The organism is Pantoea sp. y20 (assembly GCF_054903455.1).
Map to the genome: position 1 here is coordinate 4,056,161 of NZ_CM142816.1, position 24,964 is coordinate 4,081,124.

30 protein-coding genes are annotated in these 24,964 nt (G+C 52.3%); 9 read left to right on the top strand and 21 right to left on the bottom strand.

The features are described from left to right. Window positions 1–66: 66 nt before the first annotated feature. Genes ACYAC5_RS18875 through ACYAC5_RS18885 form a run of 3 tightly spaced genes read right to left on the bottom strand, consistent with a single transcriptional unit; the run spans window position 67 to window position 2,973 of the window. Complete coding sequence (locus ACYAC5_RS18875; RefSeq protein ID WP_462062092.1) at window positions 67–1,527, bottom strand: DUF2971 domain-containing protein; 1,461 nt, start codon at window positions 1,525–1,527, stop codon at window positions 67–69. Between the two features lie 30 nt (window positions 1,528–1,557). Beyond that, window positions 1,558–1,800: an ogr/Delta-like zinc finger family protein gene (locus tag ACYAC5_RS18880; protein ID WP_462062094.1), complete on the bottom strand. Its 243-nt coding sequence runs from the start codon at window positions 1,798–1,800 to the stop codon at window positions 1,558–1,560. A gap of 60 nt (window positions 1,801–1,860) precedes the next feature. Next, window positions 1,861–2,973 (bottom strand): phage late control D family protein, encoded by a 1,113-nt coding sequence (locus ACYAC5_RS18885; protein ID WP_462062095.1) that lies wholly within the window; start codon window positions 2,971–2,973, stop codon window positions 1,861–1,863. Between the two features lie 148 nt (window positions 2,974–3,121). Here ACYAC5_RS18885 and ACYAC5_RS18890 point away from each other — a divergent pair, with 148 nt between their 5' ends. The 6 genes from ACYAC5_RS18890 to ACYAC5_RS18915 are packed head-to-tail and all read left to right on the top strand — an operon-like array spanning window position 3,122 to window position 9,105. Further along, window positions 3,122–4,312, top strand: a complete 1,191-nt coding sequence (locus tag ACYAC5_RS18890; protein WP_462062096.1) for a phage tail sheath subtilisin-like domain-containing protein — start codon at window positions 3,122–3,124, stop codon at window positions 4,310–4,312. Between the two features lie 11 nt (window positions 4,313–4,323). Beyond that, window positions 4,324–4,836 (top strand): phage major tail tube protein, encoded by a 513-nt coding sequence (locus ACYAC5_RS18895; protein WP_462062097.1) that lies wholly within the window; start codon window positions 4,324–4,326, stop codon window positions 4,834–4,836. Window positions 4,837–4,893: 57 nt separating this feature from the next. Continuing rightward, on the top strand, window positions 4,894–5,193 hold the full coding sequence (locus ACYAC5_RS18900; RefSeq protein ID WP_222213456.1) for a phage tail assembly protein: 300 nt from the start codon (window positions 4,894–4,896) through the stop codon (window positions 5,191–5,193). 32 nt (window positions 5,194–5,225) lie between these two features. Continuing rightward, the gene (locus ACYAC5_RS18905) at window positions 5,226–5,342 is read left to right on the top strand and encodes a GpE family phage tail protein (RefSeq protein WP_222213558.1); all 117 of its coding nucleotides are present in this window, start codon (window positions 5,226–5,228) and stop codon (window positions 5,340–5,342) included. Next, the gene (locus ACYAC5_RS18910) at window positions 5,339–8,659 is read left to right on the top strand and encodes a phage tail tape measure protein (RefSeq protein ID WP_462062099.1); all 3,321 of its coding nucleotides are present in this window, start codon (window positions 5,339–5,341) and stop codon (window positions 8,657–8,659) included. Before ACYAC5_RS18905 ends, ACYAC5_RS18910 begins: the two co-directional genes overlap by 4 nt. Before the next feature lie 8 nt (window positions 8,660–8,667). Continuing rightward, the gene (locus tag ACYAC5_RS18915; protein WP_462062100.1) at window positions 8,668–9,105 is read left to right on the top strand and encodes a phage tail protein; all 438 of its coding nucleotides are present in this window, start codon (window positions 8,668–8,670) and stop codon (window positions 9,103–9,105) included. A 39-nt stretch (window positions 9,106–9,144) separates the two neighbouring features. Here ACYAC5_RS18915 and ACYAC5_RS18920 read toward each other — a convergent pair whose 3' ends face one another. From ACYAC5_RS18920 to ACYAC5_RS19000, 17 genes are all read right to left on the bottom strand, one after another. Continuing rightward, entirely contained in the window at window positions 9,145–9,378 is a 234-nt protein-coding gene (locus ACYAC5_RS18920) for a hypothetical protein (protein ID WP_462062101.1), read from the bottom strand. A 1-nt stretch (window position 9,379) separates the two neighbouring features. Further along, window positions 9,380–10,636, bottom strand: a complete 1,257-nt coding sequence (locus ACYAC5_RS18925) for a phage tail protein (protein WP_462062102.1) — start codon at window positions 10,634–10,636, stop codon at window positions 9,380–9,382. Next, the gene (locus ACYAC5_RS18930; RefSeq protein WP_462062103.1) at window positions 10,633–11,247 is read right to left on the bottom strand and encodes a phage tail protein I; all 615 of its coding nucleotides are present in this window, start codon (window positions 11,245–11,247) and stop codon (window positions 10,633–10,635) included. The genes ACYAC5_RS18925 and ACYAC5_RS18930 overlap by 4 nt, the downstream gene beginning before the upstream one ends. Next, entirely contained in the window at window positions 11,244–12,161 is a 918-nt protein-coding gene (locus ACYAC5_RS18935) for a baseplate J/gp47 family protein (protein WP_462062104.1), read from the bottom strand. The genes ACYAC5_RS18930 and ACYAC5_RS18935 overlap by 4 nt, the downstream gene beginning before the upstream one ends. Beyond that, a complete protein-coding gene (locus ACYAC5_RS18940) occupies window positions 12,158–12,514 on the bottom strand; it encodes a GPW/gp25 family protein (protein ID WP_462062105.1) in 357 nt (118 codons plus the stop codon). Before ACYAC5_RS18940 ends, ACYAC5_RS18935 begins: the two co-directional genes overlap by 4 nt. Then, a complete protein-coding gene (locus tag ACYAC5_RS18945) occupies window positions 12,511–13,074 on the bottom strand; it encodes a phage baseplate assembly protein V (RefSeq protein WP_462062106.1) in 564 nt (187 codons plus the stop codon). Before ACYAC5_RS18945 ends, ACYAC5_RS18940 begins: the two co-directional genes overlap by 4 nt. Further along, window positions 13,071–13,712, bottom strand: coding sequence for a phage virion morphogenesis protein (locus tag ACYAC5_RS18950; RefSeq protein WP_462062108.1), 642 nt, complete (start codon window positions 13,710–13,712; stop codon window positions 13,071–13,073). Before ACYAC5_RS18950 ends, ACYAC5_RS18945 begins: the two co-directional genes overlap by 4 nt. After that, on the bottom strand, window positions 13,705–14,181 hold the full coding sequence (locus ACYAC5_RS18955) for a phage tail protein (RefSeq protein WP_462062109.1): 477 nt from the start codon (window positions 14,179–14,181) through the stop codon (window positions 13,705–13,707). The genes ACYAC5_RS18950 and ACYAC5_RS18955 overlap by 8 nt, the downstream gene beginning before the upstream one ends. 1 nt (window position 14,182) lies before the next feature. Further along, window positions 14,183–14,416 carry an Rz1-like lysis system protein LysC gene (gene lysC, locus ACYAC5_RS18960; RefSeq protein ID WP_462062993.1) on the bottom strand — a complete coding sequence of 78 codons (234 nt, stop codon included), beginning with the start codon at window positions 14,414–14,416 and terminating at the stop codon, window positions 14,183–14,185. Then, window positions 14,319–14,723 (bottom strand): hypothetical protein, encoded by a 405-nt coding sequence (locus ACYAC5_RS18965; RefSeq protein ID WP_462063009.1) that lies wholly within the window; start codon window positions 14,721–14,723, stop codon window positions 14,319–14,321. The genes lysC and ACYAC5_RS18965 overlap by 98 nt, the downstream gene beginning before the upstream one ends. Continuing rightward, window positions 14,720–15,271: a lysozyme gene (locus ACYAC5_RS18970; RefSeq protein WP_462062111.1), complete on the bottom strand. Its 552-nt coding sequence runs from the start codon at window positions 15,269–15,271 to the stop codon at window positions 14,720–14,722. The genes ACYAC5_RS18965 and ACYAC5_RS18970 overlap by 4 nt, the downstream gene beginning before the upstream one ends. Then, a complete protein-coding gene (locus ACYAC5_RS18975; RefSeq protein WP_462062113.1) occupies window positions 15,268–15,561 on the bottom strand; it encodes an HP1 family phage holin in 294 nt (97 codons plus the stop codon). The genes ACYAC5_RS18970 and ACYAC5_RS18975 overlap by 4 nt, the downstream gene beginning before the upstream one ends. Beyond that, window positions 15,552–15,755 (bottom strand): tail protein X, encoded by a 204-nt coding sequence (locus tag ACYAC5_RS18980; protein ID WP_462062114.1) that lies wholly within the window; start codon window positions 15,753–15,755, stop codon window positions 15,552–15,554. Before ACYAC5_RS18980 ends, ACYAC5_RS18975 begins: the two co-directional genes overlap by 10 nt. Beyond that, complete coding sequence (locus tag ACYAC5_RS18985; RefSeq protein ID WP_462062116.1) at window positions 15,755–16,249, bottom strand: head completion/stabilization protein; 495 nt, start codon at window positions 16,247–16,249, stop codon at window positions 15,755–15,757. Before ACYAC5_RS18985 ends, ACYAC5_RS18980 begins: the two co-directional genes overlap by 1 nt. 96 nt (window positions 16,250–16,345) lie before the next feature. Continuing rightward, entirely contained in the window at window positions 16,346–17,329 is a 984-nt protein-coding gene (gene gpM / locus ACYAC5_RS18990) for a phage terminase small subunit (RefSeq protein ID WP_462062117.1), read from the bottom strand. Between the two features lie 56 nt (window positions 17,330–17,385). Then, window positions 17,386–18,423: a phage major capsid protein, P2 family gene (locus tag ACYAC5_RS18995; protein WP_462062119.1), complete on the bottom strand. Its 1,038-nt coding sequence runs from the start codon at window positions 18,421–18,423 to the stop codon at window positions 17,386–17,388. Between the two features lie 43 nt (window positions 18,424–18,466). Beyond that, the gene (locus ACYAC5_RS19000) at window positions 18,467–19,303 is read right to left on the bottom strand and encodes a GPO family capsid scaffolding protein (RefSeq protein WP_462062120.1); all 837 of its coding nucleotides are present in this window, start codon (window positions 19,301–19,303) and stop codon (window positions 18,467–18,469) included. 148 nt (window positions 19,304–19,451) lie between these two features. Between ACYAC5_RS19000 and ACYAC5_RS19005 the strand changes: the two genes are divergently transcribed. The 3 genes from ACYAC5_RS19005 (at window position 19,452) to ACYAC5_RS19015 (ending at window position 23,971) form a co-directional block, all read left to right on the top strand. Next, window positions 19,452–21,164 (top strand): terminase large subunit domain-containing protein, encoded by a 1,713-nt coding sequence (locus ACYAC5_RS19005; RefSeq protein WP_462062121.1) that lies wholly within the window; start codon window positions 19,452–19,454, stop codon window positions 21,162–21,164. A gap of 2 nt (window positions 21,165–21,166) precedes the next feature. Then, complete coding sequence (locus ACYAC5_RS19010) at window positions 21,167–22,210, top strand: phage portal protein (RefSeq protein WP_462062122.1); 1,044 nt, start codon at window positions 21,167–21,169, stop codon at window positions 22,208–22,210. Window positions 22,211–22,627: 417 nt separating this feature from the next. After that, on the top strand, window positions 22,628–23,971 hold the full coding sequence (locus tag ACYAC5_RS19015) for a KAP family P-loop NTPase fold protein (RefSeq protein WP_462062123.1): 1,344 nt from the start codon (window positions 22,628–22,630) through the stop codon (window positions 23,969–23,971). A 510-nt stretch (window positions 23,972–24,481) separates the two neighbouring features. Here the strand turns inward: ACYAC5_RS19015 and ACYAC5_RS19020 are convergent. Beyond that, window positions 24,482–24,952: a hypothetical protein gene (locus ACYAC5_RS19020; protein ID WP_462062124.1), complete on the bottom strand. Its 471-nt coding sequence runs from the start codon at window positions 24,950–24,952 to the stop codon at window positions 24,482–24,484. Between the last annotated feature and the right edge of the window lie 12 nt (window positions 24,953–24,964).

Consider the following 24,964-nt stretch of genomic DNA (forward strand, 5'->3'; position numbering starts at 1 on the left):
TCATTAATTGGATGGGGAGTTTACACAAGCTTTATCTTGATAATTAATGCATAAAATGTACCACTGCTAAGCCGTAGTTTTTTTAAGACTGCGGTTTAGCTGCCATAACTCAATGTGACCAATGCTTTTTTTATCTGAATCATAGTAAGCTTGATAAAATTTAAAGTCAGCATATTCGTTCTCATTGATTTTCATTTTAATTACTTCAATCAATTTAAGCTTATCTTCTAATGATGTTTTAATACCAAAAATTATCCCTTTTAGTGATGAGAATTTATAATTTAAAGCCCTGTGTTTAGGATCGCTAAAATCAAGCATCATTCCAGAAAGAATTAACCTATACTCATTTTCATACACCCAATCATCAGTTTTTCTAGTTATATCTCTATAAAAGTAGTCCCAATATTTTTTTCGCCAAGATTCTATTGATTCTCTCATTTCATCTGCGCATGAACTCCTTTTCCCTTCATGCATATACCAAACTGAATTCAACTTAGGTATTGGCAACCTTCCCAGCATGCGAAAGAAGTCAACCTCCCCCACACCTTCAATATAATCAATTTCATAAAACTTATTTTTTACAAAAGAATATGTGTAACCTGAACCGTTAAAACCATTTATTCCCTTAAGATTCAAATAAAACGCACTATCAATCTCTTCAGATTCGAATATTAGGCATGCTCCCGTATGGTTTTTTCCATAATGTCCCCATATAGATGAATTATGACATTGTGTCATAAAGCATGCGGTATACCATTCTGGGAATAAGAGCCGCTCTAACTGTGACAAATACTTTTCAGGGAAATTAAAAACCATAAAGCTCATATTTCGACTTTCTGGAGGAATAGCCCCCTCTGCTTGTCTACTAAGAACCATGTCACTCTGATTCGATTTTAAGGTTTTTAATAATAATTCGACTTTACGAACGCCATCCTCTTCATTTAAGGCTACGTCCTCAACTTTAGAAATTAAATCATCATCAATAACGGCGCTAAGGGATAACTCTGCAGTCCTTTTGAAATCATCATGGAGAACATTAAATATTTTACCCAATCCATTTTTTGAATAAATACTATCAATATAAAAAAGTGCTAACATATGCATCTTTTCAAGATACAAAAAAAGCTCATCCCTACGAACTGGGAATGTTCTCTTTGATAATTTTTTGGCAAGAGAACCTATTAAATCATTATTCAAAAAACCATCAACTATTAATAAAAATAATTCTTTATACATTTTGGTTGGAAAGTCCATTTCTCCAGAAAAAACTGGGAGATCAAGATCTGTCACATCCCTCTCTTCCCCTCCAATTTTAACTAAAGAACACATTCGTTCTAAACACAAGATATAATTTTTGAAAAGGTTTATCCAAACTACTTCATCGCCAAGCCAAAACACGTCTCGAAGCCCTTCCATTGGGTCATTTAAAGTTTTAGGCTCAGCAAAGAAAATGGTTTGACTTTCTAATTCTTTATATTCACCTAACAAACTTTCCATGCTTCTAAAGCGATAAAATAATTTACTCATATACCATCCCTTATGAAGATAATAAATCTATTAAATTATTAACTCTAGCTGTTCCTCACCGTAATTAGACTTGGGAAAAACACCTACCGGAATAACATGTACCTTGGCGGAAGGCGTCACATTGTTCAGGTAGTTCTCTACGGTCTCCAGAGTAGTGAATGACTGCCCGCACAGCATGTTCGTGCACTGGTGATAGCTGCGACGTGTTTCCTTGCTGAGCATCAGGCTGGTACGGGTTCTTGCGGCGGCGTTACACTTTGGGCAGGTGAACATAAGACCTCACCACTTCTGATTAAACTCGCCGCCTAGTTTAAGAGATGTCTGATTTATAATCTATTCCGAATCATCACCTATTTCTTCCGCATCCCAATCCGTAATCCTGACTTCCAGCTCCAGCCCGGTTATAAAACCATTTTCATCAATCGTGTTATTCACCTGCTTGATGACCCAATCCGCCGCGTCAATTGTGGGCTTGAAGCCTGACACGTTGGCGTGCAGTTCGGGAAACAAATCTGCCCTACCGCGTGCCAGGGTGATATTAAACTCTGCCGCACCACGCTGAAGCTGATTCCATTTAGCCGCAGCGGCGCGACGGGCAGCGCGTTCGGTCTTAAACGTCTGGCGCATTACGAATACATTCCCTTCAGCGCCTTCTACGTAATCGCCCTCCTTTTTGCTTGATGCCGGCTCAACGTTTACCTTTTTCTTTTTCCGCCGGCGTTTTACCGTGGTGGGCTTTTTCTTACCAAAATTAAGATCCAGCCAGTAAGCCTGAACGCCAGTGTATGCATCACGATCAGCCACCCTGAAGGAATGGCTGTCACCACTTTCGCGGGTGATGGTCACAGCCGGCAGCACCCGACCGCTTGCGGATACACCCTTACCCGGCACGATAAAGAGCAGCGAACCGTTTTTCACAGTGGCAACAGCACCCAGCATCTGCGCCATGCGCGTGAGAAAACTGATGTCTGACTCGCTGGTTTGGTCAGCGTGATCGATACCGATATCCTTTAGCGAGACACTCACCGCCGGTTTCAGCTTATAGCGCCCGGCTATTGCGGACACCACATCCCCCACTGTCACGTTGTGCCAGCTGTATTCGCGCTTGACGTTGAAATCATCCCTGAAATCCGCGCTGCTTGCCGTCACGATGAGCCGGTCCGGCGGCCCCTGATGAGATACCTCATCAACGACAAATATCCCTTTGCTTACCAGCGCTTCTCCCTGCCAACCGATGGCGACACTGACCTTTGCCCCGCGCGCAGGCATTGATACCTGCCCGTCTGAATCATCAATAGTCAGCTCAAGGCGGTCAGCTTCAAAGCCGCGGTTATCGGTATGAGTCAGTGACATGAGGCGCGCATCCAGATTTGCCGATACGGTGCCGTCAATCGTCAGCCTGAAAGCCGGGCGCGGTGTTAAGTCGTTATCAAGAATGTTCAGCATAGTTTCCCCCCTGTCGCATCCTCACGCGCGCGCGAGGATTACGCCAGCCACAGGCGGTTGTAAGCCGCTTCTGACAACCACCGGCGCGTGAACTGAATGAGGCAACTGGTGATGATGGAACCACTCATCAACGAGAGGCAATACGACCATGACCGACACATTTCATCACGGCGTGAAGACAACTGAGACAACTCAGCTCAGCACGCTTATCCGTGATATTGACACATCAACGATTGGTGTTGTCTGTATCGCGGATGACGCGGACGCAGCAGCGTTTCCGCTTAATACGCCGGTGCTGATCACCCGCGTAAGCAGCGTGCTCGGCAAAGCCGGCAAAAAAGGCACGCTCTACACCACGTTAAAAGCCATTTCCGATCAGGCCAGCCCGAAGGTGATTGTTATCCGCGTGCAGGATGCATCTACCTACAAAAAAGCTGAGGGGGAAGTCGCACCCACGCAGGATCAGCTTGTCATCGGCGGCACTGGTGCAGACGGACGCTATACCGGTCTGTTTGCACTGCTGTCTGCATCGGCCAGCACCGGTGAAACGCCTCGCGTTCTGGCCGTTCCGGGCCTTGACTCTGCTGCTGTCGCTGCACAGCTTGGCGTCATTGCGGAAAAGCTGCGCGCGTTTGCTTATATCGGCGCATACGGCTGCAAAACCATCGCAGAAGCCAAAGCCTATCGCGATACCTTTGCGCAGCGCGAGCTGATGGTCATCTGGCCTGAGTTTATCGCCTACAACTCGGCATCAGGTCAAAACGAAACCATCCCTGCCACCGCTTACGCCGTGGGTCTGCGTGCGAAAATTGATGCCGATCAGGGCTGGCATAAAACGCTGTCGAACGTTGTGGTCAGCAACGTGCTGGGCATTTCAGCTGATGTTTACTGGTCGCTTCAGGGCACCGATACGGACGCCGATGAGCTCAATAGCAAAGGAATTACCACGCTGATTAAGCGTGATGGCTTCCGCTTCTGGGGCTCCCGCACATGCGATGCGGAAACCTATACCTTCGAAAGCTATACCCGCACCGCTCAGATTCTGGCAGACATGATTGCTGAGGCGCACTTCGGGTATATCGACAAGCCGCTTACGCCGTCGCTGGTTAAGGACATCGTGGACGGAATTAACCGCAAAGGCGCTTCGCTCGTTACATCAAACCGCCTGCTGGGCTTCAGTTGCTGGTATGACAAAAACGATAACGTCACGGGCGATTTGCGCGATGGAAAGCTGCGCATCCGCTACAAATACACGCCGGTTCCGCCACTCGAACAGCTGGGACTGACGCAGGAATTCACCGACGAATACTTTGCCGTATTCGATCAGCTTTCAGCGTAACGGGGGAAGCAATGTCATTACCTAAAAAGCTGTTTCTGTTTAACACCTTCCTCAACGGCGCGAGCTTTCTCGGTCAGGCGGAAGAACTCACCACGCCAAAGCTCACCCGTAAAACGGAGGATTATCAGGGCGCGGGCATGGTGGGCGCGGTAGCCGCTCACATGGGGTTTGAAGCAGGTGCGCTGGATATGGAGCTCACTATGGGCGGCCTGTCAGTGGAAATGCTTAAAACCTATGGCGCTAACATCGACGGTATGCAGCTGCGCTTTGCTGGTTCCTATTCCGACGATGCCTCCGGCGAAGCTATAGCCTGTGAAATCCAGACGCGCGGCCGCGTGACTGAAATGGATTGGGGCTCGGCTAAGCAAGGGGATAACACGCAGCACAAGTACACGCTGAAAAATACCTACTGCAAGATCACTGTAGATGGCGATGAGTTGTTTGAGATCGACCTTCTCAACATGATCTGGAAGGTTGACGGTACGGACATCCTTGAGAAACACCGCGCCAATATTGGCCTGTAATTAACCCTACATAATCAATTCACCGGCGGGCATCCGCCGGTTCAAAAGGAATAAAAAATGCGTAAACCTATCGCCCTGGTAAAACCGGTCATCCGTAAAAACAGCGAGATCAAAGAAGTTACCGTCACCGAAGCCATGCAGCAAACCGGCTCCCTGCGCGGACTGAAGCTGTATGACGTCATGACCAGCGACGTCGATTCACTGATTAAGCTGCTGCCACGCGTCACCAGTCCGGCGCTGACTGAAGCTGAAGTATCACTGCTGGACGTGCGCGACTTCGCAGAACTTTCTAAAGAAGTGGCTGATTTTTTGGCGCCATCCTCCGTGACCAGCACGACCGAAGCGGAAGACGCGTAATACCGTGCCCGGCGGTTCTGACCGATGAACTGATCGCAGATATCGCCGTTATCTTTCACTGGCCGCCGTCCGCGTTTGATGACATGCCCGTGAATGAACTGATTGACTGGCATTCGCGCGCGGTAGCCCGTAGCGGAAGCGAAGAATGACAGATCGCAATCTCAGTATCCGCGTCGCCTTCGACGCGGTTAATAAGCTCACCAGTCCTGCCAGCGCCGCGCAGAAAAGCGCCGCCGCGCTGGCCTCCCAAATCCGCGACACGCAGTCCTCACTTAAAAGCATGGAGCGCAACGCCGCCAGTTTTGACCGGCTAACGCGCGCCTCGCAGAAAACCGCACAGCAGCTGAACGAAGCAAAGAACAAAGCGAAAGAGCTGCGTGACAGCTTTGGCCCGGCCAGTCAGCGCACCGAAGAGCAGACTGCCGCGCTAAGACGACAATCTGAAAGTATCCGTCAGCTGACCCGTGCACAGAATGAGGAACGCGCGAAACTTGGCGCGCTGAGTTCCTCCATGCTGCGCCACGGCATTGTGCTGCGTAATGGTTCAACGGCTACAGAACAAATCAGCCGTAGGACAGGCGAATACAACCGGCAACTGTCAGAACAGCAGCGAAGGCTGGCGGCGGTCAGTCGCGCGCAGGGTAATTATGACAGGGCGAAAGAGCGCCGCGACAGCCTGACCGGCGGCGGGATGAAAGCCGTTGTAGCAGGTGCCGCTACGGTTGCGCCTGTCGTTAAATCTTTAACCAGCTACGCCAGCATGGAAGATGCCATGAAAGACGTCGCCAAGCAGGTTAATGACCTGCGCGACGCCAGTGGCAACCGCACAGCACAGTATTACGACCTGCAAAAGTCTATCAAAGCGGCCAGCGAAACTCTCCCTATGGAAAATGGCGCACAGGATTATGCCGCGCTGGTCGCCGGGGGCGCACGCATGGGCGTGTCAAACGGTGACGATCCCTGGGAAAAGCAAAAAGCCGATTTAATGAGCTTTGCCAATACTGCAGCAATGGCCGCTACCTCGTTCGACCTGCCCGCTGGCGAGCTGTCTGAAAGTCTGGGTAAAATCGCCGGCCTGTACAAAGTGCCTACGCAGAATATTGAGCAGCTCGGTGATGCACTTAACTATTTGGATGACAATGCAAAGTCCAAGGGTGCAGACATTATCGACGTGCTACAGCGTGTAGGTGGTATTGCAGACAAGCTCGATTACCGTAAAGCGGCCGCGCTGGGCTCGACTTTCCTGACGTTAGGCGCTGCGCCAGAAATTGCCGCCAGCGCTACCAATGCGATGGTGCGTGAGCTCGCTATTGCCACCACACAGGGACAGAACTTTACCGATGGCCTGAATTCGCTTGGCCTTAGCGCTGAAAAAATCCAGAAGGCGATGCCGACAGATGCAATGGGCACCATTATTACCGTGCTCGAGGCTGCGAAGAAACTCAGCCCTGATAAACAGACATCCGTTTTGACGCAGATTTTTGGCAAAGAATTCGGTGATGACGCAGCCAAACTGGCAAACAACCTTCCCGAACTTTACCGGCAGTTACAGCTGGTCAATGGCGAAGCCTCAAAAGGCTCAATGCGCCGCGAGTCAGATATCAACAAAGACTCTGTGTCCGCGCAGTATCTGATTGCCAAAGCTGCTATGAATAACAGCTTCAGCAGCCTGGGCGAAACGCTGCGCGGCCCCGCCATGAGCGTCATTAAATACGTTACACAGATAACGCAGCGTTTTCGGGCGTGGGCAGAAGCCAATCCCGCGGTAGTCGCTTCCCTCCTGAAGGTTGCCGCCGTCATTGGCGTAGCGCTTGCCATAATGGGATCGCTGGCGCTGGCTATCGGTGCGGTGCTTGTGCCATTGGGTGCCATGCGACTCGGCCTGACACTGCTTGGCGGCGGGAGGGGCTTTGGCGGCGCACTCACTTCACTGGCGGGTATGGCGGCACGGTTCAAAAACATCACCCCGGCATCCGGCTCAGCAGGTGAAGCATTTAAATCCTTCATCAGTTTGTTCTCAGGCAGCGAAGCCGCTGAAGGTATTAGCTGGCTTGAGAGGATCAGGGGAGGTCTTGGCGCCCTGAAAGGCGGAGACAATGATGATGAGGGAGGCATCCTTAATTCATTCAGAGGCGGCGCGTTAAATGCGATAAAAGAGCAGGCAGAAAATGCCGGACAGGCGCTGGTATCGGCTTTCCGCAATCCCCTTCAGGCGCTGACATTGCTGCGGGCACAGATGTCAGCAATGGCCGCGACCACCTTTGCCACTTTTACAGCCGGTGCCAGCAAGATAGGAACAACCCTGATGTGGGTCGCCACATCCCCCCTTGCGGCAGTCAGATACGCGCTGATTGGCGTTTCATCCATTGTTGGGTTTCTGCTGAGCCCTATCGGTCTGCTCGTTGCCGCCGTTGCAGCAGCAGCACTCCTTATCTGGAAATACTGGTCACCGATCAAAGCCTTTTTCAGTGGATTCTTTGACGGCTTAATCACAGGGCTTGCCCCTGTTCGCTCCGCGTTTTCAGGACTGATTCCAGTGTTTGAAGGCATAGGCAACGCGATTTCTGGCGTGTGGAACTGGTTTAAAAATCTCTTTGAACCGGTGAAAACATCTGCTGACTCCCTGAAGGAGTGCACGGAAGCCGGTCAGTCATTCGGGGTGATTGTGGGCAATGCGGTTTCCAGCGTGCTCAGCGTCATCATTAAAGTGGCTGAGGGTATTGGCTACCTGCTGAAAAAACTTGGCGCCATCCCTGAAGCGGCGAACGCTGCCAAAGAGGTCGCAAACGTCATGGACGCCGCCGCACCGGCTAAGCCAAAAGCGCCGGTCATGTACATATGGGACGACAAGCAGAAAAAGATGGTCGCGCAGGCATGGAATCCTGTGCCGGCAAAAACCGTTGCCGCAGCCGTTCAGAATGCACCACCCAAGCCGCCGGCCTCACCGCCTACCGCATCACCGGCCAGCGCTTCAGGCTTTGACGCACTTAAAGGCACCAATCCCGGCAAAAAGAAAAAGTCAGCCGCTGATAGCGCCACTGATGTCAGCGCCGCCGCACGCGATCCTGACAAGCTCGGCGAAATTGTGTTTAAGGACCATCCCCAGGTGCTGCCGGTTGTGGGTGACTGGCGGGAGCCAACGATTAGCACTCCCGCATCGAGCATGGCCGGAATTACCCAGCGCGTAGGCGACATGGTGCGCGGCATAGCGACATGGCCAACACGGGCACTCTCAGCCGCTATGCCAGTCCCTGTCACACCTGCAGGACGGTCAAATCCGGACGGCCTGACGACAGCCGCCATCAGCGCGGCTGCGGGCGGCGACATGATTAACCTGACAATCAATTTTTACGAAAGCGCAAAAATGGACGAAAAGAGCCTGGCTTCAGCGGTGCGCCGCGAGCTTGACGGGCTCCTGCGTGAACGTGATAACCGCCGCCGCTCACAGCTGCGCGACAGAGAATAGGTGATTTTATGATGATGATTTACGGCATGTTCGTTTTCATGCGCCAGACAGCGCCATATCAGTCGCTGGAGCAGCAGACAGAATTTCGTCACGTTAAAAATGACCGGGTAGGGAAATCGGCAAAGTGGCAGTACATAGGTGCGGGCGAAGATACGATCACGCTTACCGGCACGCTGTACCCGGAAATTACCGGTGGTGATGTGTCACTGGCCGCGCTTCGCACCATGGCTTACGGCGGCAAAGCATGGCCCCTGATTGAAGGCACAGGCACGATTTACGGCATGTTTGCCATTACCAGTATCCGGGAGAATCGTACAGAGTTCATGCAGGACGGCAAGGCGCAAAAAATTGAGTTTACGCTGACGCTGAAAAAGCAGAGCGAGGATATTCGTGAAGGGTTAGGAAGCATTTCAACGAGTGATGTGCTGTCACTGGTAAATCTGTAAATAATAAAGCCCGCTATCTGCGGGCTTTATTTTACTTGGTTATCGCGATGAAAATTCTTTTGGTGCGCCATACTCAATTACGTAACTAGCGAGCTCTGCTGGATACTCCACCTGCACACTATCTTTTGAGACTTTAAATTTGCTCGCTCCCCACACAATCACTTCTCTTAAGAAGCTCTCAACCTGTGGTGAAACCTCAACTGCATCAGAAGGCTTCTCTTCGCTGCCTGGATAAAACCCCAGCGTCTCAGCACTAAAATAATTATTATCCACGTCAGTATCCTGTTGAGTCGAAGTGAATGGTAGGCGCTTCACCTAATATCGTTGTCGTATAAGCAAGCGTAAAGCGCGCCTTTGAAACATCACTGCCTGTATCGGTGTCCCGGTGTACGGCCAGAGACCTACCCGCCATCGATCCCTGCGTTGTGTAAGCCGGGCTCGCGAGTGTGGCGAGCGTGGCAACCTGCGCCCCCGGATACTGACGAGGAAAAGCAATGCGGTAGTAGTGCGTATAATAATCAACTCCACCAAGCGTCTGCTTATTGAAGTTTCCAGCTGGAGAGAGGGTGACCGTACCAAACTGGCGGATCATCCCATTAGGCAGAATTGACCAGCCGTTTTGACCATTTCGCGAAAAACCGAAAGCAGACATATCAGGCAGCTGTTTATCACCTGTACCGGCGTCACGTTTAGCCGCAGATCCCATCCCTATATTTGCCAGAAATGCTGCGACATCAGCTATATCCGCGCCGTTCTTAGCAATGTCCATCTTCTTTGACAGAGCATCAATCACTGTTGCTGAAAAATGAGGATCATTACCCAGAGCATCAGCCAGTTCTTTTAGCGTATCCAGCGCTTCCGGCGCGGTGCCAGCAAGAGCAGCCAGTGCGGCCTGAACAAAAGCAGTATTTGCCAGCTGCGTTGAGTTATTACCTGCCGCTGCTGTTGGCGCTTTTGGTATTCCGCTAAATAACGGGCTTTCTTTAGGCGCGTACTGCTTATGGGGATCTGCGGCTGCATTATGGCTATTCATCAGGCTGTCAGCATACTGACGCACGATCAGCACCGCGTTATCCACATACATGCGCGTCGCCAGCACCACAGATGGATCAATTTTCAGCGTTACGCTTTCGGTACTACTGACGATGATAATCATGCGCACAGTCTGTGTACGTCCGGAACCTTCAGCAAGAAGCGGCTTGTAAGTTTCTGGGCAATTAGCCACAGCAATCAGCGTGTCCGTATCATCATACAGGCCGATTTCACGAATGAACCAACCGCCCTCACTTTCAGGGATGACCTGCTCAGCGATAATCTGATTTGTGTTGTCAGGGTCAACGCTGAGCGAGTTAAGTACCGCACGCCGCACCTCTCTCACCAGCGCAGTTCTGGCTGGGTCAGGCACAGGCAGCACGCCATTTCCATCACCAACAGCCATTTTAGTTATTTTCACCTGCATACCTAGCGCCGCAGCATTCGCCAGTTTCGCGGCACCCGCGCTCGTTAAAATTGCATAATATTTTGTTGTCATGCGCTCACCTTCACCTCATCCACTAAATGAACCGCACCGCCCTGCCACGTAGTGCCGCCCACTGAAATTAATTCCGGGGTATACGGATAAACCGTCACGCTGTCCCCGCTGTAACTCACGACTGATACCGGTAGTGCGCCTGTCACCTGTAGATTGATTGACATCCCCAGCAGGTGACGACTGCACGGCTTCGCATCGCTGATGAGGCGCTCCAGCTCCTGATAGGTTTCTTCCGTGATGCCCTGTTCCTGCACGCCGATGTCCAGGCGAAAGGTGCCGGGTGCTTCATTGGTCTGCCACCACTCAATTACGCGAATCAGAAAACCGAACGGCTCAACCACGCGGCGGATCGCGCTGATGGTTCCCTTGCGACGATGGATGTAAAACGCATCGATAACCACCTGCCGTTTTACCGCCTCCGTCCAGTTCTCATCCCAGCGATCAACGGATCTTGACCACGCCAAATAGGGCAATAATGAGACGTGGCATGTGTGAGGATTCCAGATATCTCGCAGCGGCACGTTCAGCGTGCTTAATCCGCTACGCGCTTCAGCCAGACGGATTTCTGTATCTGTGGCAGATGGCGGCAGAAGGCTTTTTTTTATCGTCATGCAAGCACCTCATCGCTCGCCACCTCAACCGATACCGCCGTGCAGTATCCCGCCTGCGTGCGGTCAAAAATCATATCCGCTGCGGGCTCATGAAGTTCTACCCAGTCCACCCCGGCCACGCGCAGCACGGCGCTGTAAGAATCGCGGCGCACGCTACGGCCCAGCTTTCGCTGTTCAGCAATGTAAGCCGCCATCGCTTTACTCGCGGCCGCCAGACAAGGCGCGCCCGCCACGTTGTCATACAGATGCAGCGTTGCTTTAACCTGATAACTGCTGATAACTGCCGGCTGCACGGACAAACGATCAGCCACGGGGCGAACAGATTCACCGTTGAGCGCAACATTCACTGCATTCAGCAAATCCGCCGGCGGTGTGCCGTCGCCTTCCCGCGCCAGCACCGTCAGCACAACTACCGCCGGGCTTGGGCTCGTCGCCGAAACGTCGAGCACGCGGCCATCCACGCTGCGCGCGTGGGATTCATAGGCGGCGGTTGGCCCGGCAACTGACAGCCCTTCAAAGGCTGCCGGCACACGCAGCCGCAGATCACTGTCATCTTCCATCACAGCATCCAGCGGCGGCACCGCAGAGGTTTCTGCCGGCGTAATGGTCAGGCGGGTGACGTTGTTGTTAGCCGCCAGATTGTCCAGATCCGTGCCGGTAGAAAATGCCACCATGCCGGCTACCGCCGCCTCGTTGATGCGCTGGCAGAGCAGGATTTCGCGATAGCATCCTTCCTGCAACAGCATCAGCGCCGGCTCAGACTCCAGCTCAAGCGTGCGCGCAATGGCCGCTTGCTGCGATGCCGGGAAAAGCGAAACGTAGTAGGCTTTTCGCTCAGCAAGTAATGCCTCATAGTCCGGCACCTCGACAACCTGCGGCACCGGCAGCTGTGATAAGTCGATGACTCCGCTCATTGGCCCTCCTTCAGAGTGATATCGGTTGTAATGGTTGAGGACCTATCGCTGCGGCGGGATTTGACCATCATCTGTACCGCCCCCTGTGCCGTCGTTTCCACCGTCACAGCTACCGGCGTCAGCCGTGGTTCCCAGCGCCAGAGCGCAATGCAGGCTGCTGACATCAGCTTCAGGCGTGTCACTGCATTGTCAGGCTGGTCAATCAGCGAGAAGATGGCCGAGCCGTAATCGCGACGCATCACCCGCGAGCCTGCCGGCGTCAGCAGAATGTTATTAACTGACTGGTGCAGATGGTCTTCGTCATCCAGTACAGCACCGTCAGCGCTGTTCATTCCCTTCCAGCCGGTACTCACCGCGGCCCCCCTGACATATCGCCGCCAGACTTAACCTTGTCGTGCACGTGCGCATCAGCAATCACACCGTTTGAGCTCATCTGGCCGCCGCCCTGAACCACTTCGCCGTTTATGATTGTTTCGCCGGCATTGATTACAAGACGGCCAACGTTCAGCGTCAGCGTTCCACTCATATCAATCAGTCCGGCTTTCATCGCCAGCAGGCTCAGAAGCCCGGCTGCCGGGTCATAGCTTTTCATCGCCCCGTCCGGGTAGCGCGTCACATTTGTTTTTTTGCCGTTATCCGGCGGCAGCGCGTAATCGCTGTAGAGGCTGAACGCAATGAAGGCGTTTTCCAGCGCGCCACCGGGAGCCAGAATCACGACCTGCTCTCCAACGGATGGCGCCCACCACGTAACGGCATCGCCGGCGCGGTCAGCACCCCAGCGGATCCAGTCAGTCTGAAGCCCGCCTGTCTGCACGCGCGCCACGGTCATGAGCAAATCCACCTCCGTTACGATGCCGACGCGGATCATGCTCATCAGCAGGCGGTTAAGCTCAGCCAGTGTTAAATCATTCACCTTGCCCCCTTAAGCGCATCAGTGATGGCATTTGCCACCGCATCCAGATCCGTTTCAGTCAGCCCCAGCAGCTGACGCTGCGGATAGCGCGCGGTAGCGTTATGTGAAACTTTGTCGCTTAGCCCGTCCTGGTGCACGCGGGCAATTGCTGCAGCTCGGCCAGAAAAGCCCACGACAGCCGCATCCGGATAAGCATTCGCTTTGAGGAATCGCGCCTGACGCAACCGGCGGAACATCGGGTCAGGCCGGGTCTTGGTTTTTTCACTGCGGCGCAGATCAATGCTGAGATAGTGCTCAATGTCATCACGCAGAAAAGAACGTATTGCGCCCCGCTCCTCATCGAATCCGGTGATCATGCGATCACCATAGCGCCCTTTACTGTGCCGCCAGTTCCGTAGGCTGCGGGTATCACCTTTGTAAATAAAACGGATGCCGCCCTGTGTGCCGATTTTCTTTTTACGACGCGCTTTATACGCAGAGCCGTCAGGGTTCTTTTGCCTGCCTATACGCTTCTGCTGACTGCGGCGGATATCACCTGCAATGCGGCGGGCCATACTGCGGCGCGTGGTAGGTTTGGTCACCCCCAGCACGTCACGGATAATGGCGTCGAGCTCATGGAACAGCAGCACATCAGCCATTTAAACTGCCCTCCGTTTCATCGTTCGCCAGCAGTGACCACTGATCGCCCGGCGGGAACACATCGGCGTTTACCGGCTCGTCGCGGTGCTTAGCTACCGGTTTACCGTCAGTGCCGAAGGTGACAATCACCATTTCACTGGCCTTGATGGTGTAAAGCACGTCCGCCGTGTCGTTATCCAGAATTTCAGCTTCAAACCGTATCCCTTCACGCCGCAGATCCGGATTCAGCAGCAGCGCAGGCTGATGCCGGCGCGCCCATGCCAGCACCGGCAGCGTCAGGCTGTCGAGGTCATAGGGATAATCCATTGCCAGTACGTTCAATTCATATTCATAGCGGTATGATGCTGACGCTGTGCCGCCTGCGTTTACCTTACCGCTGGTCGCATACACCTCAAGCCGGTCAGGGTTATCCCTGAACCACGGCTGATGCGCCACGATGAGCGCCCTGAGTAAATCCGCTTTCAGCATGTCAGTCTCCTGCCCTGATGCTGTCGGCTTTCAGCAGCGAGGCTTTGTCTTTGTTGGCGCTATCCAGCGCATCAAGCAGCGCGTCATTCCACTCCAGCGATTCACCCCATGACAGTCGTGAGCCCGCCATGCGTGGCTCAGGTACCGCCGTTGCCTGCATTAGCTCCGCCGGCAGACGGGGACACTGCGCGGGCACGTATACGATCTGCTTTTTCACGCAGCCGGCGCTCAGCATCAGCAGGCACAGACTCAGCAGCGCAGCGATCACCCGCAATGGCCTCACGCAGCGCGGCGCGGTCATGCTCACCCTGCTGACGATCTGATTCTTTTTCATGGGCCCGCTCCGCTGAAATCTGATTAAAAATGGTCATGGTGCGCTGCACGTTTCCAATGACGGCCGCCGCGCTCTCAATCTCTTTCTGTGCCTGGCTAAGTTCGGTTCTGGCGTTGCGGCTGCTCAGAAATCCCCATCCGGCAACCGCGATGGCCAGCACGGTCACAATCAGCAGGATCAAAACCGGACTTAACTTCAGCTGATTCATAATCCCTCCGGCGTCAGGCAAAGCTTTGCCTCGGCATCGCGGCGCTTCACAAGACCTGCCAGCTTTACGCCGCCGGCGTTTACAAAGTCTCGCAGGCGTCCGCACATGGCACCCCACTGACGAGTTTGCGCATTGCGCCATAGCGTGGTTTTCAGCCGTTGCCCGTTTACCCTGTCCGTGTACCAGATGAGATTCAGGCACCCCATGTTGAATGCTGCTGAAGTCATGGCATCAAACTGGTTCTGATTCATCTCGCGCCCGTTAAAATTACGGTTTACGCAGCGTTCCGCCGTCTTAACGTCTTCCGCCCACATCAGCGCAATCTCATCGTCGCTGTAAAAGTGATGCGGATTGATTGATGTGGTTGAGCCAATGCCTGCGGTCAGCTTGCCTGCCGGGCAGACGTAGGGATCGCGCCGGCATGACTCGGCATTGCCAATCAGCGCCAGCCCTTTTTCACTGGTACGGATTTCACCGGCATACTTCACGCCCATGAGACCGATGATCACCGTCACGGCGCAGGTCACAGCCTTACGTTTAATGCTCATACGACTTTGCGCCTCGTTTCCTGCATTGCGATTTCCTGCATCGCGCAGGCCACTTCGGGCAGATCGTGCTGTGTCGCACGCTCGGCCATCTCTTTGAAAATGGCTGTCCGCTTCTGCTCCTCGGCCTCAATGCGCTGTTTATGACGGCGGTTAAGCAGATAAGTCAGGATGCCCAGCACCACACCGATCAGCGTTGCCCACTGCGTCAGAGACAGCAGCCCCAGCGACGTCAGAAACGCCGAAGGAAGGTAGGAAAGAAACGACACAAGCCGGTCCATGGTCAGTCCCATAGCTGCACTGTCTCCGCCTGTGGCGCCGGATCTATATCCGGCAGATAGATTTCCTGCCCCGCAGAGAGAAAAGGCCCTGATTCGCACAGACCCGGATTGGCATTCAGCACCGCCTCTGTGATATCGCGAGTGCGGCCGTAATAGCGCTGACAGACCAAATCCAGCGTATCGCCCTGTAGCGCCCGCACCTGCATCAGACAAGCTCCGCCAGTCCGCGCCCGCTGCCCTGAATATCGCGAATTGCCCAGTTCGCATCGCGCCAGAGCGTATCAATCTGGGAGGTCAGCGCCGCCGCGTGCTTCTCTCCCTGCCCTGTCGTGTCAACGTCGCGATACCCTTCAGTCAGCAGCGCTTTGGCCGTGCAGTACACGGCGCGCTGATAGCAGTAGACCAGCTCCGACTGCCCGTCTATCTCGTCTGCCGGCACGCGGGCCAGTGCAGTGAAGCCGCCCGCTTCCTGCCCGGCCTTCCAGTCAGCCAGCTGATGTGTGACGCTGCGTACCGCTTCACGGGTGTTGTGCTGAAGCCTGTCCGTTGTCACCAGACCGTTGAGGCGCATCGACTGGCGCAGATTTGCCAGGCTGATTTCAGGCCAGAAAGCGCCGGCTTTCACCGTTACGCCCCCGTCATTGATATCCGGTGCGTCACTCTCAATCGGGTTGATGTCTTTACGGGCTACGAAGCTCATGGCTCTTCTCTCAAAGTTCGGGCGGTGGACGGCTGAACTGATACTGCTGTGCAGCTCACCTCAACCGTGCCGCCCGGTGCGCGGGGGCACATTCGTTTACTGCGGCTTGCCGGCTTTTGCCGCTCCTGTCCTGGCTTTTGAAGCACCGGACGTTTTCTTTGCCGCAGCTGCGCTGGTTTTCGTTTTACCCGCAGCTGTTTTTGTTCCTGCAGGACGGCCACGTTTAGCCGGTGCCGTTGGCGCTGTTTCAGAAACTTCGGCAGCTGGCGCTGGCGCTTCCGACGCACCACCTTCAGAAAGAGGCTTTTCACTGTCTGACTCAGCGGTAATTAACGCGGCTTCCGGCCCGCTAGCGTCTGCGCCCGTGACTGTCATGGCTGTGACCGATGAGCGCGGAATATCACCCTCTCCGCTGGCGCCCGACGCCGCTTTGATGAGGCGCTCAAGGATTTCAATGTCACGCTTCACGCCGATATCGCTGTATTCCGCGATGGCTTTACGCAGGTATTCCAGCGCTTCGGGCTGCGTGTCCGCACTGATGCGCAGGGTGTAGCCGATGGCTTTCCACAGCTTCGCACGCACTGGTTCGGGCATGTCTTCGTTAGCCGTCAGTCCGTCCAACGCCTTTAGGAGATCCACGCTAAGCGGCACCTCTGCCTGACTGGCTTTAAACTTTGCCAGTACCGGATCGCTGATTTCATCAACCAGCACCACTGCCGGCGTGCGGTTGAAGTTGTCATGCATTGCCAGCTTGTGACGGATGACGTACTCACCGATACGCAGCGCTTCCGCCACGTTGCCGGCATCGATATTCCACAGCATGACCGTTGTCAGCACCGCATCAGTCTGGCCGCTGTCCGACGCTAAAACGCCGTCAATCCAGCCCTGATAGTTCGGCAACAGTTCGCGCTTGGCCTCCGCCTTGCCTTTGTTAGCCTGAATACCCTGAAGGCGATTTTTATCCACGCGCAGGCGATGCAGCATCTGCTCATAGGCGGTCTGGTCTGCCAGCGTGTTAACCGCCGTTCCGCGGTTCTGCGCCATGACCGATTCAAAATGGCGGCGTGCAGGTGTAAGCATGTTTCCCCCTGCCCGCCGGGGCTTGCCCGACGGGTCACTGTGAGTTATGTGCCCAATCAGGCTTTAGTTGCCCAGCTGATATCTTCAATCAGGCAGCCGTAGCCGTAGTCTTCAATAACGAATGCATCATTGGACGATTCATAGGTTGCGACGCGGTTATATTCCGGCTCATCCTTCAGCATCCGGCGCTGCTTGTCCTCCTGCCAGTAAATCGACAGGTTGCTGAGCGAGGTAATGAACATCGCTTTTTCCGGGAAAAACGGCGCGATGATGGCGGGCAGGTTGCCGATAGTTTTGCGCGATGCAATGAGCTGGCCAGCCAGCGCTTCGCTGTTCGGATTGTTATCACTGATACCGTTGATAAGCGGATACTCACGCGCCGTCATGATGTTTCGGCCCGTTACGACAACCAGATCGGGGTCGTTTTTAAACCACTCATCAAGCAGTGAGCTGACTGCGTCGTAAACCAGCGCATCGAGGTTGCCGTATTGACCGCTGGCAATAATTTTGTTGCTCTCATCACGGCTGGTAATGGTGACGCCTGACATCACGCGCTGCTTGGCATTGGCGCGATACTTCTGAAGCCAGCCAATATTCACGTCCTGCAACAGCGGATTAGCAGCCGGGTCTGACTTATCCGCACGACTGGTGCCGTTGAAACCGATCATGATGCGATCAAGCGCACGACGCTTGATGATCTGATTGCTAATGCGCTGCTGGAAGTCAGGGAATTTTGACCACATATCCAGCTGGGCATAGTTGATGAAGGTGTCAAAGTTGGTTTGCTCGCAGCGATACTTATCGTTTTCGAGCGTATGCACGGAGCGTGGCTCACGGCGCGCAGTGCTGCCGGCATTGGCGCTAGCCACCGGGCCGCTGATACCCAGACCCAGCTTTTCGCCTTCCTGTTCAGATACAGGCACTACGTTAACCTTCTGTAGAAATTCGCTGGACTGCTGCACTTTATCTTCCAGCTTCTGCGACACGCTTGGCGCGATTGCAAAGTGCGCTGTTACATGCTGCGCCGGCACGCCGTTAAGTTCGGCCTGACGCTGGCTATAACCATCCCACAGCTTGCGGGTTTCTAATTTCATTTCACGTTTCCTTAATCGGGTTATCGTTTAACTGGTCGTAGGATCAGCAGTCAGCCAGCATTGTTTTATCCACGCCGTTGCTGCCATGTGATGCCGGGCGTTGGCTGTAACCACCGTCCTGCGTCTCGAGCAGTTTTTTCAGCTCGGTCAGGTCATTACTTAGCTTTTCCAAATCGCCTGCCTTCGCCATACCGCTCTGCTGCTGACTCAGCGCTTCCACCTTGTCCAGTACCTGCCCCTGAGATTCAGCAACCAGCTCAACCGCCTGACGGATTTCACCCGTTTCTGCACTGAAGCGACGCTCGCCGCCGGTGATCAGGTCTTTAATTTTTGAGAAGAACTTTTTGCCGTTTTCCTGCTGTGGCGCGGCCTCCTCATATTCGACGGCTGTTTCAAGTGCTTCGGTAAAGAAGCAGCCAGCACTGGTCTTGCGGGCTGCGAGTGGGTTTGCCGCCGCTTTGGCAGAGAACTGCAGCATTTCAGTTCCAAGGCTTGCCGGACTGTCCGTAAAGGCCAGCCCCATCAGGTAGGCTTTGCCGGTGTCCGCAAATTTCGGGTCAAACTCAATGCTGCTGTAGACTTTCTGGCGGGATTTGTTCAGCGCAACCAGATCATCGGTGGCGTCAATCAGGGCATACAGGCCCAGCTTACCGGCAAGCGGGCCGTCTTTAATTTCCTCAGCGGTGACGGCTTCAACGTCGCCATACATGCGGAACGTGCTGTCAGGGCTCAGGCTCTTAAGGTGTTCAAGGTTGATGCGTGCACCGTATACCTGCGGGCTATAAGTGTCCGCGATTTCCTGAATATGCTGGCGCTCCAGCACGCGGCCATCGCAGGTGGCACCCTCCACGGCTACGCGGAATTTTTTTGACTTCGGCATTCTGTTTGCTCCGGTTGACTTAGGCTCTTTAACCCTGAGCCCCTATCTTCCGCAACCGGGCAAACCCGCGCTACATAAGGGAATTGTGAGACGTCTGTGACAACCGCCGGCGATATTCGACCTCGCGCGGGCGCGATAGCCTGTATTCATGAAAACAGCACTCGATCCCCGCACAGAAGCCAAAGCCCTTTACTGGCAGGCATACAGCATCCCGCAAATCGCGCAGCGATTAGGGGTGAAGGCCAACACGCTTTATTCCTGGCGCCGCCGGGATGAATGGGATAAATCCACGCCCATACAGCGTGCGCTCGAGCGAACTGACGTTCGCTACCTTCGCATGATCGAAAAAGAGGATTTGAGCGCGCACGACTTCAAGACGATTGACCTGCTTGGCCGCCAGCTGGCGCGGCTTGCGCGTGATGAAAGAAAGGAGCAGGACAAGGAGCAGCAGAAGAAGACGCCGAAAAACCACTTCTCCGCAGAGCAGATCACTGAGCTGCGATCACAGGTGCTGGAATCGCTGTTCGAGCATCAGAAGCGCTGGTACAAACAGCGCAATCTGCGTAACCGCTTTATCCTTAAAAGCCGTCAGATTGGTGCAAGCTGGTACTTTGCCCGCGAAGCTCTGCTGCGCGCGCTGGAAACAGGAACCAACCAGATTTTCCTGTCCGCATCCCGTGCTCAGGCGTTCCAGTTTAAAAAATTCATCATCTTTCTGGCCCGCAGCATTGGCGTTGAGCTGAAGGGTGGCGATGCGATCATTTTGTCTAACGGCGCAACGCTTTACTTCCTCGGCACATCAGCGGCAACCGCACAGTCTTATACCGGCGACCTTTATTTTGACGAGGCGTTCTGGGTTGCCAATTTCCTGAACCTGAGAAAAGTGGCTGCCGGTATGGCGACGCAGGTAGGGCTGCGACGCACATATTTTTCAACCCCGTCCAGCGAAGAGCATGAAGCTTATAAATTCTGGAATGGCGACCTGTACAACCGGGGAAAACCTAAAAGTCAGCAGGTTGAACTGGACCTGTCGCATAAGGCGCTGAAGAACGGGGCACAGTGCGGCGACAACATCTGGCGTCAGGTTGTCACCGTGCAGGACGTTATCGATCAGGGCTTCCCGCTAATCGACCTGGAAGAAATCCACAGCGAAAACAGTGATGAGGATTTCGATAACCTCTACATGTGCAAATTCGTTGTCGCCGGCGAGCGCGCGTTTAACTACAACGCCCTGATTGGCTGCGGCGTTGATGGTTACAGCGGCATCTGGCCTGACTGGAACCCTTACGCACCCCGCCCGCTCGGCAATCGCCCCGTGTGGATAGGCTACGACCCCAATGGCAGCAGCGATAAAGGCGACAGCGCGGGACTCGTCGTGCTCGCTCCTCCGCTGGCTCCGGGCGGAAAATTTCGCATCATTGAGCGCCATCAGCTGCGCGGCATGGAGTTTGAAGAGCAGGCGAAATACATCGAGCGGCTTACGCACACCTATAACGTTCAGCACATCGATATTGATGGCACGGGCATAGGCGCAGCGGTTTACCAGCTGGTACTGAAATTCTTCCCGGCAGCACAGATGCACGTGTACACCCCGGCAGTTAAACGCCAGCTGGTATTGAAGGCTCAGATGGTTATTCGTGCCGGCCGCTTTGAATATGACGCCGGCATGATGGACATAGTGAGCAGCTTTATGACGATCCGTAAATTCGTCACGCAGAGCGGCCAGACCTCTTACGCATCAGACCGCACGCGCGGCAGCAGCCACGGCGATTTAGCCTGGGCTGCGATGCATGCACTACAAAATGAACCGCTGGGTAATGACGCCGGCAGCGGCACTGATAGCTTTGTTGAGGAATTCTGATCATGAGTAACGGAGCAACCATGCTTGCCAGCGGCCAGCACGAGGGTGAAACCATTGAGCCCATTCAGGGAATTGAGTCATTCAGCTTTGGTGAACCCACGTCGATTATGGATCAGCGCGATTTGCAGGACTGCATGGAGTGCGCCAGCAACGGTCGATGGTATGAACCGCCGATTAGCCCTTACGGGCTGGCAAGGCTGCTGGCCGGCGCGGTTCATCATGAATCACCGCTGGTCTTCAAACGTAATGTGATTATGTCGTGTTTCAAACCTCATCCGCTGCTGTCCCGGCAGGATGCGAGTGCGTTTGTCATGGATTATCTGGTGTTCGGTGACGCCTATCTTGAGCGCCGTGACAACCGACTCGGCCAGCCCCTGAAGCTCAAACATACGCTCGCCAAATATACCCGCCGTGGTGTGGATCTCGATCAGTACTGGTTCGTAACCTATTACCAGGAGGATTACGCATTTGAACCCGGCAAGGTCTTCCACCTGCGCAACGCCAGTATCCATCAGGAAATTTACGGTGCCCCTGAATATATGTCCGCGTTGCAATCCATCATGCTTAACGGTGAGGCTACGTTGTTCCGCCGCAATTATTACATCAACGGCAGTCATGCCGGCGTAATTGTCTATCTTACCGATCCCGTTGCTAACACCGCTGACGTGGAAAAACTTAAACGGTCACTAAAGGACGCGCGCGGCAACGGCGCGTTTAAAAATTTATTTGTATACGCCGCTGGCGGGAAGAAAGACGGCCTGCAAATCCTGCCATTCAGCCAGATTGCGGCTAAAGATGAATTCACCGGCATTAAAGACGCAACGCGTGATGACATGCTGGCCATTCACCGTGTGCCTCCGCAACTGATGGGTGTCATGCCAAATAATACCAGCGGGCTCGGCGACATAGTGAAAGCAGCCAGGGTGTTTGCCATTAACGAGCTCTACCCGATTATGGAATCACTTAAGGCTGTAAACGACTGGCTGGGCGTAGAGGTTTTCCAGTTCAGCCCTTACGCTCTTGCAGAAGATAAAGCCGGCGACTGAACACTGCCAAACCTGCCCTCATATCACACTAATCACCAGAGCCCCTCAGCGCCATGCTGCGGGGCTCTTTGTTTTTACTCGCCAGCACCAGACCAAAACACAGAGCGCGTGAGCGCGCGTCATTTTTGGGGCTATTTTCGTGAAAATAAAGGTGACCACCTACCCCCTTTAGCGCGCGACTGCTCCCCCGCCTCGCCCGCGCACAAAAATAGTGCTTTTTTTTGCACTTTTGCGGTCATCGGCAAGCCGCATCAGTTCTGGCTTGAAGCTGAAATAGGACTGTCAAAAATCTTGTGCAAAAAATAACTTTTTCTTGCACCATTTGGCTTGATGTTTAAATTTAACTTGATGGTTATGACAGTAATAGAGAAAAAATTAACAAACCATTTTATAAAATCAATTTTTATGGAGAAAAAAATGATGACAGAAGAAGAGATAGTTCCATTTTCTCAAGGGTTTACGGATAATGATGATATCTTTAGGCGTAAGGATTTTTATGCGCAAATTTTGCGTATAATAAAAAAATCGCCAGATTCAAACCCTGTTTTAGCCCTTGACGACAACTGGGGTAATGGTAAGACGACTTTTGTGCAAATGATGCATTCACAATTGAAAATTGATGAAAAAGAATCATTAAATGTTATTTACTTTGACTCCTTTGAAAATGACTATCTAACAGATCCATTTATTTCCCTTACAGCGCAAATATATTCCATGATTGAAAGGGAGGATGGTACTTTAGAAAAGTTCGGTAAAAAGTTCATAAATGCTTCCAAGAAGGTGGGTGCCACAATACTAACTGGCGGAATGAGGATAGCGATCAGCACAGCTACAGCAGGTTTGATTGATAGCGGAACAGCAGGTCAAATTAGCAAGGCAGTTATTGACAAGGCAACAGACAATGCCGAAGCCTACGTTGAGAAAAAAATAAAATCAGCTGATGAAGAAAAAGCCAATATTACTTATTTTAAAAACCTCTTGGAAGAAATCCATACTGATTCAAATAAAAAAACAGTTTTCATCATTGATGAATTAGATAGAGCGAGACCCGATTATGCTTTAGATTTATTAGAAAAGATCAAGCACTTGTTTTCCGTGGAAGGGGTAATTTTTTTATTGGTGATGAATCGAAACCAATTTGAGCGAAGTATTGAACAAAGATATGGAAGAATTGACTCACACACTTATTTAAATAAATTCGTAAATTACTGGTTCACTCTTCCAAAGGTTCGAACACAAGAAGCAACTAAAAATTATAATGACACAACTATTGCTAAACATCTTAAACATCTAAACCATAAACATAAATTGTTAGCGGGAAATGGTGATTTCATTAAGGTTCTGAGTTTTTTACTTGATATTAATGAAGGCTCCTTACGTGAGGCAGAGAGATGTTATTCTTTACTGGCTGTATTGGATGGTTCTGAAAAAGTTGCTAGCTTCGTAGACACATATCAGACACCTCTTGCATTTATAATATTCTTAAAGGTCACAAACCCTCAGCTACTTAATAAATTCATAAGCAAAAAAATCAACAAAGATGAACTTTATCTTGTTTTAAATATAACTTCTAAATACCCCATTGAAAATCAATCATTCGACATACTTAACTTTGCCATTGACTACTTTTACTTATCTGATGAAGAGTCTAAAACTCAAGAGAACATCCAGTTATATGGGAGTACTTATAACTATTTTGGTAGAAGACAAAAACCATTTGAAGATTTCTTTAAATCACTTGAGAACCTGTCACTTCTCTAAAAAAACAGCCCCCAATGGGGGCTAATGAAAAATTGAGTTCGCAGAAAAGCCATTAAAAAAATTCGAGCTTAGATCAGTTACTTTTATCAAAATAGTATTATGTTCATCGACACACTCTGCTATGTCGATAATCTGAACCGTGTAACTATCTCGAATAATGCCTTTTAAAAGGCAACCTATACGCAAACGATCACCGACTTCAGGTTTACGATAGCCTTCGAAAGTCAGGAACATTTCGGTAATTAGACCCATACGTATGCGCCCGAAGGTATCAGGTCCGTAATTCGTATCGTAGATTTTCATAGCGGTTATCGCTTTGGGGCGGGTTGAACTCTCTTACGGTATATCGGTGAAAGCGCGCCTGTTCAACTTATGTCAGCGTCTGAGCATATCAATTAAGAATTATCTGCATGGATTGGTTCCATCCGCATCACAGTGTATGACCCGCACCCTTCCGCTTCCTCGCCCGGCAGACTCGCACAGCTCGCTAACCGGTGCTGCGTAGAGCGGTTAAGCGATAATTTTTCTTCGTTGTAATATTTCCCAGAAAATCGAAACTAACTCTTCTTGGGTAATAGCTACAAATTCGCCGTTATCATATTGCTCAATCATTTCAAAAATTCGCTCTGAGGGCACACTTTCTGCATCTTTTTTATCATGTTTAGGCTGGGTCATTATTAATACATCAGGCTGATTTTCAGAGTGCCATTTTTTCTCAGCCAACTTATTTAACCTTAGCCATTCAGAATAAAGCTCAGATGTCCGTGCGTCCGAGAGTTGCACTTGTTCATCACTATCAATCTGCGTAGATTCCACTTCGTCTGACATAAAGGATTTAATGCCCTTGCATTTGCAACAGATCCGGTCAGTGAAGTGGAACTTTTCCATGTAGTCCAATTCATTACGACATTGTCTGCAACGTTTAATTTTATTACTGATGAAGTAATCTGATTGCTGCTCTCTCTGCTCTTTATCAAACATGTTTCACCTTTT

Excerpts from the sequence above, each read along its gene's own strand:
- lysC (WP_462062993.1), bottom strand. The coding sequence starts at position 14,416 with ATGCTGAGCGCCGGCTGCGTGAAAAAGCAGATCGTATACGTGCCCGCG.
- ACYAC5_RS18955 (WP_462062109.1), bottom strand. The coding sequence starts at position 14,181 with ATGCTGAAAGCGGATTTACTCAGGGCGCTCATCGTGGCGCATCAGCCG.
- ACYAC5_RS18875 (WP_462062092.1), bottom strand. The coding sequence starts at position 1,527 with ATGAGTAAATTATTTTATCGCTTTAGAAGCATGGAAAGTTTGTTAGGT.
- ACYAC5_RS19000 (WP_462062120.1), bottom strand. The coding sequence starts at position 19,303 with ATGCCGAAGTCAAAAAAATTCCGCGTAGCCGTGGAGGGTGCCACCTGC.
- ACYAC5_RS18885 (WP_462062095.1), bottom strand. The coding sequence starts at position 2,973 with ATGCTGAACATTCTTGATAACGACTTAACACCGCGCCCGGCTTTCAGG.
- ACYAC5_RS18970 (WP_462062111.1), bottom strand. The coding sequence starts at position 15,271 with ATGAGCATTAAACGTAAGGCTGTGACCTGCGCCGTGACGGTGATCATC.
- ACYAC5_RS18985 (WP_462062116.1), bottom strand. The coding sequence starts at position 16,249 with ATGAGCTTCGTAGCCCGTAAAGACATCAACCCGATTGAGAGTGACGCA.
- ACYAC5_RS18880 (WP_462062094.1), bottom strand. The coding sequence starts at position 1,800 with ATGTTCACCTGCCCAAAGTGTAACGCCGCCGCAAGAACCCGTACCAGC.
- ACYAC5_RS18950 (WP_462062108.1), bottom strand. The coding sequence starts at position 13,712 with ATGGCTGATGTGCTGCTGTTCCATGAGCTCGACGCCATTATCCGTGAC.
- ACYAC5_RS18910 (WP_462062099.1), top strand. The coding sequence starts at position 5,339 with ATGACAGATCGCAATCTCAGTATCCGCGTCGCCTTCGACGCGGTTAAT.
- ACYAC5_RS18895 (WP_462062097.1), top strand. The coding sequence starts at position 4,324 with ATGTCATTACCTAAAAAGCTGTTTCTGTTTAACACCTTCCTCAACGGC.
- ACYAC5_RS18915 (WP_462062100.1), top strand. The coding sequence starts at position 8,668 with ATGATGATGATTTACGGCATGTTCGTTTTCATGCGCCAGACAGCGCCA.
- ACYAC5_RS18935 (WP_462062104.1), bottom strand. The coding sequence starts at position 12,161 with ATGAGCGGAGTCATCGACTTATCACAGCTGCCGGTGCCGCAGGTTGTC.
- ACYAC5_RS19020 (WP_462062124.1), bottom strand. The coding sequence starts at position 24,952 with ATGTTTGATAAAGAGCAGAGAGAGCAGCAATCAGATTACTTCATCAGT.
- ACYAC5_RS19015 (WP_462062123.1), top strand. The coding sequence starts at position 22,628 with ATGATGACAGAAGAAGAGATAGTTCCATTTTCTCAAGGGTTTACGGAT.
- ACYAC5_RS18925 (WP_462062102.1), bottom strand. The coding sequence starts at position 10,636 with ATGACAACAAAATATTATGCAATTTTAACGAGCGCGGGTGCCGCGAAA.
- ACYAC5_RS18900 (WP_222213456.1), top strand. The coding sequence starts at position 4,894 with ATGCGTAAACCTATCGCCCTGGTAAAACCGGTCATCCGTAAAAACAGC.
- ACYAC5_RS18975 (WP_462062113.1), bottom strand. The coding sequence starts at position 15,561 with ATGGGACTGACCATGGACCGGCTTGTGTCGTTTCTTTCCTACCTTCCT.
- ACYAC5_RS18930 (WP_462062103.1), bottom strand. The coding sequence starts at position 11,247 with ATGACGATAAAAAAAAGCCTTCTGCCGCCATCTGCCACAGATACAGAA.
- ACYAC5_RS18965 (WP_462063009.1), bottom strand. The coding sequence starts at position 14,723 with ATGAATCAGCTGAAGTTAAGTCCGGTTTTGATCCTGCTGATTGTGACC.
- ACYAC5_RS18980 (WP_462062114.1), bottom strand. The coding sequence starts at position 15,755 with ATGCAGGTGCGGGCGCTACAGGGCGATACGCTGGATTTGGTCTGTCAG.
- ACYAC5_RS18890 (WP_462062096.1), top strand. The coding sequence starts at position 3,122 with ATGACCGACACATTTCATCACGGCGTGAAGACAACTGAGACAACTCAG.
- ACYAC5_RS19010 (WP_462062122.1), top strand. The coding sequence starts at position 21,167 with ATGAGTAACGGAGCAACCATGCTTGCCAGCGGCCAGCACGAGGGTGAA.
- gpM (WP_462062117.1), bottom strand. The coding sequence starts at position 17,329 with ATGCTTACACCTGCACGCCGCCATTTTGAATCGGTCATGGCGCAGAAC.
- ACYAC5_RS19005 (WP_462062121.1), top strand. The coding sequence starts at position 19,452 with ATGAAAACAGCACTCGATCCCCGCACAGAAGCCAAAGCCCTTTACTGG.
- ACYAC5_RS18995 (WP_462062119.1), bottom strand. The coding sequence starts at position 18,423 with ATGAAATTAGAAACCCGCAAGCTGTGGGATGGTTATAGCCAGCGTCAG.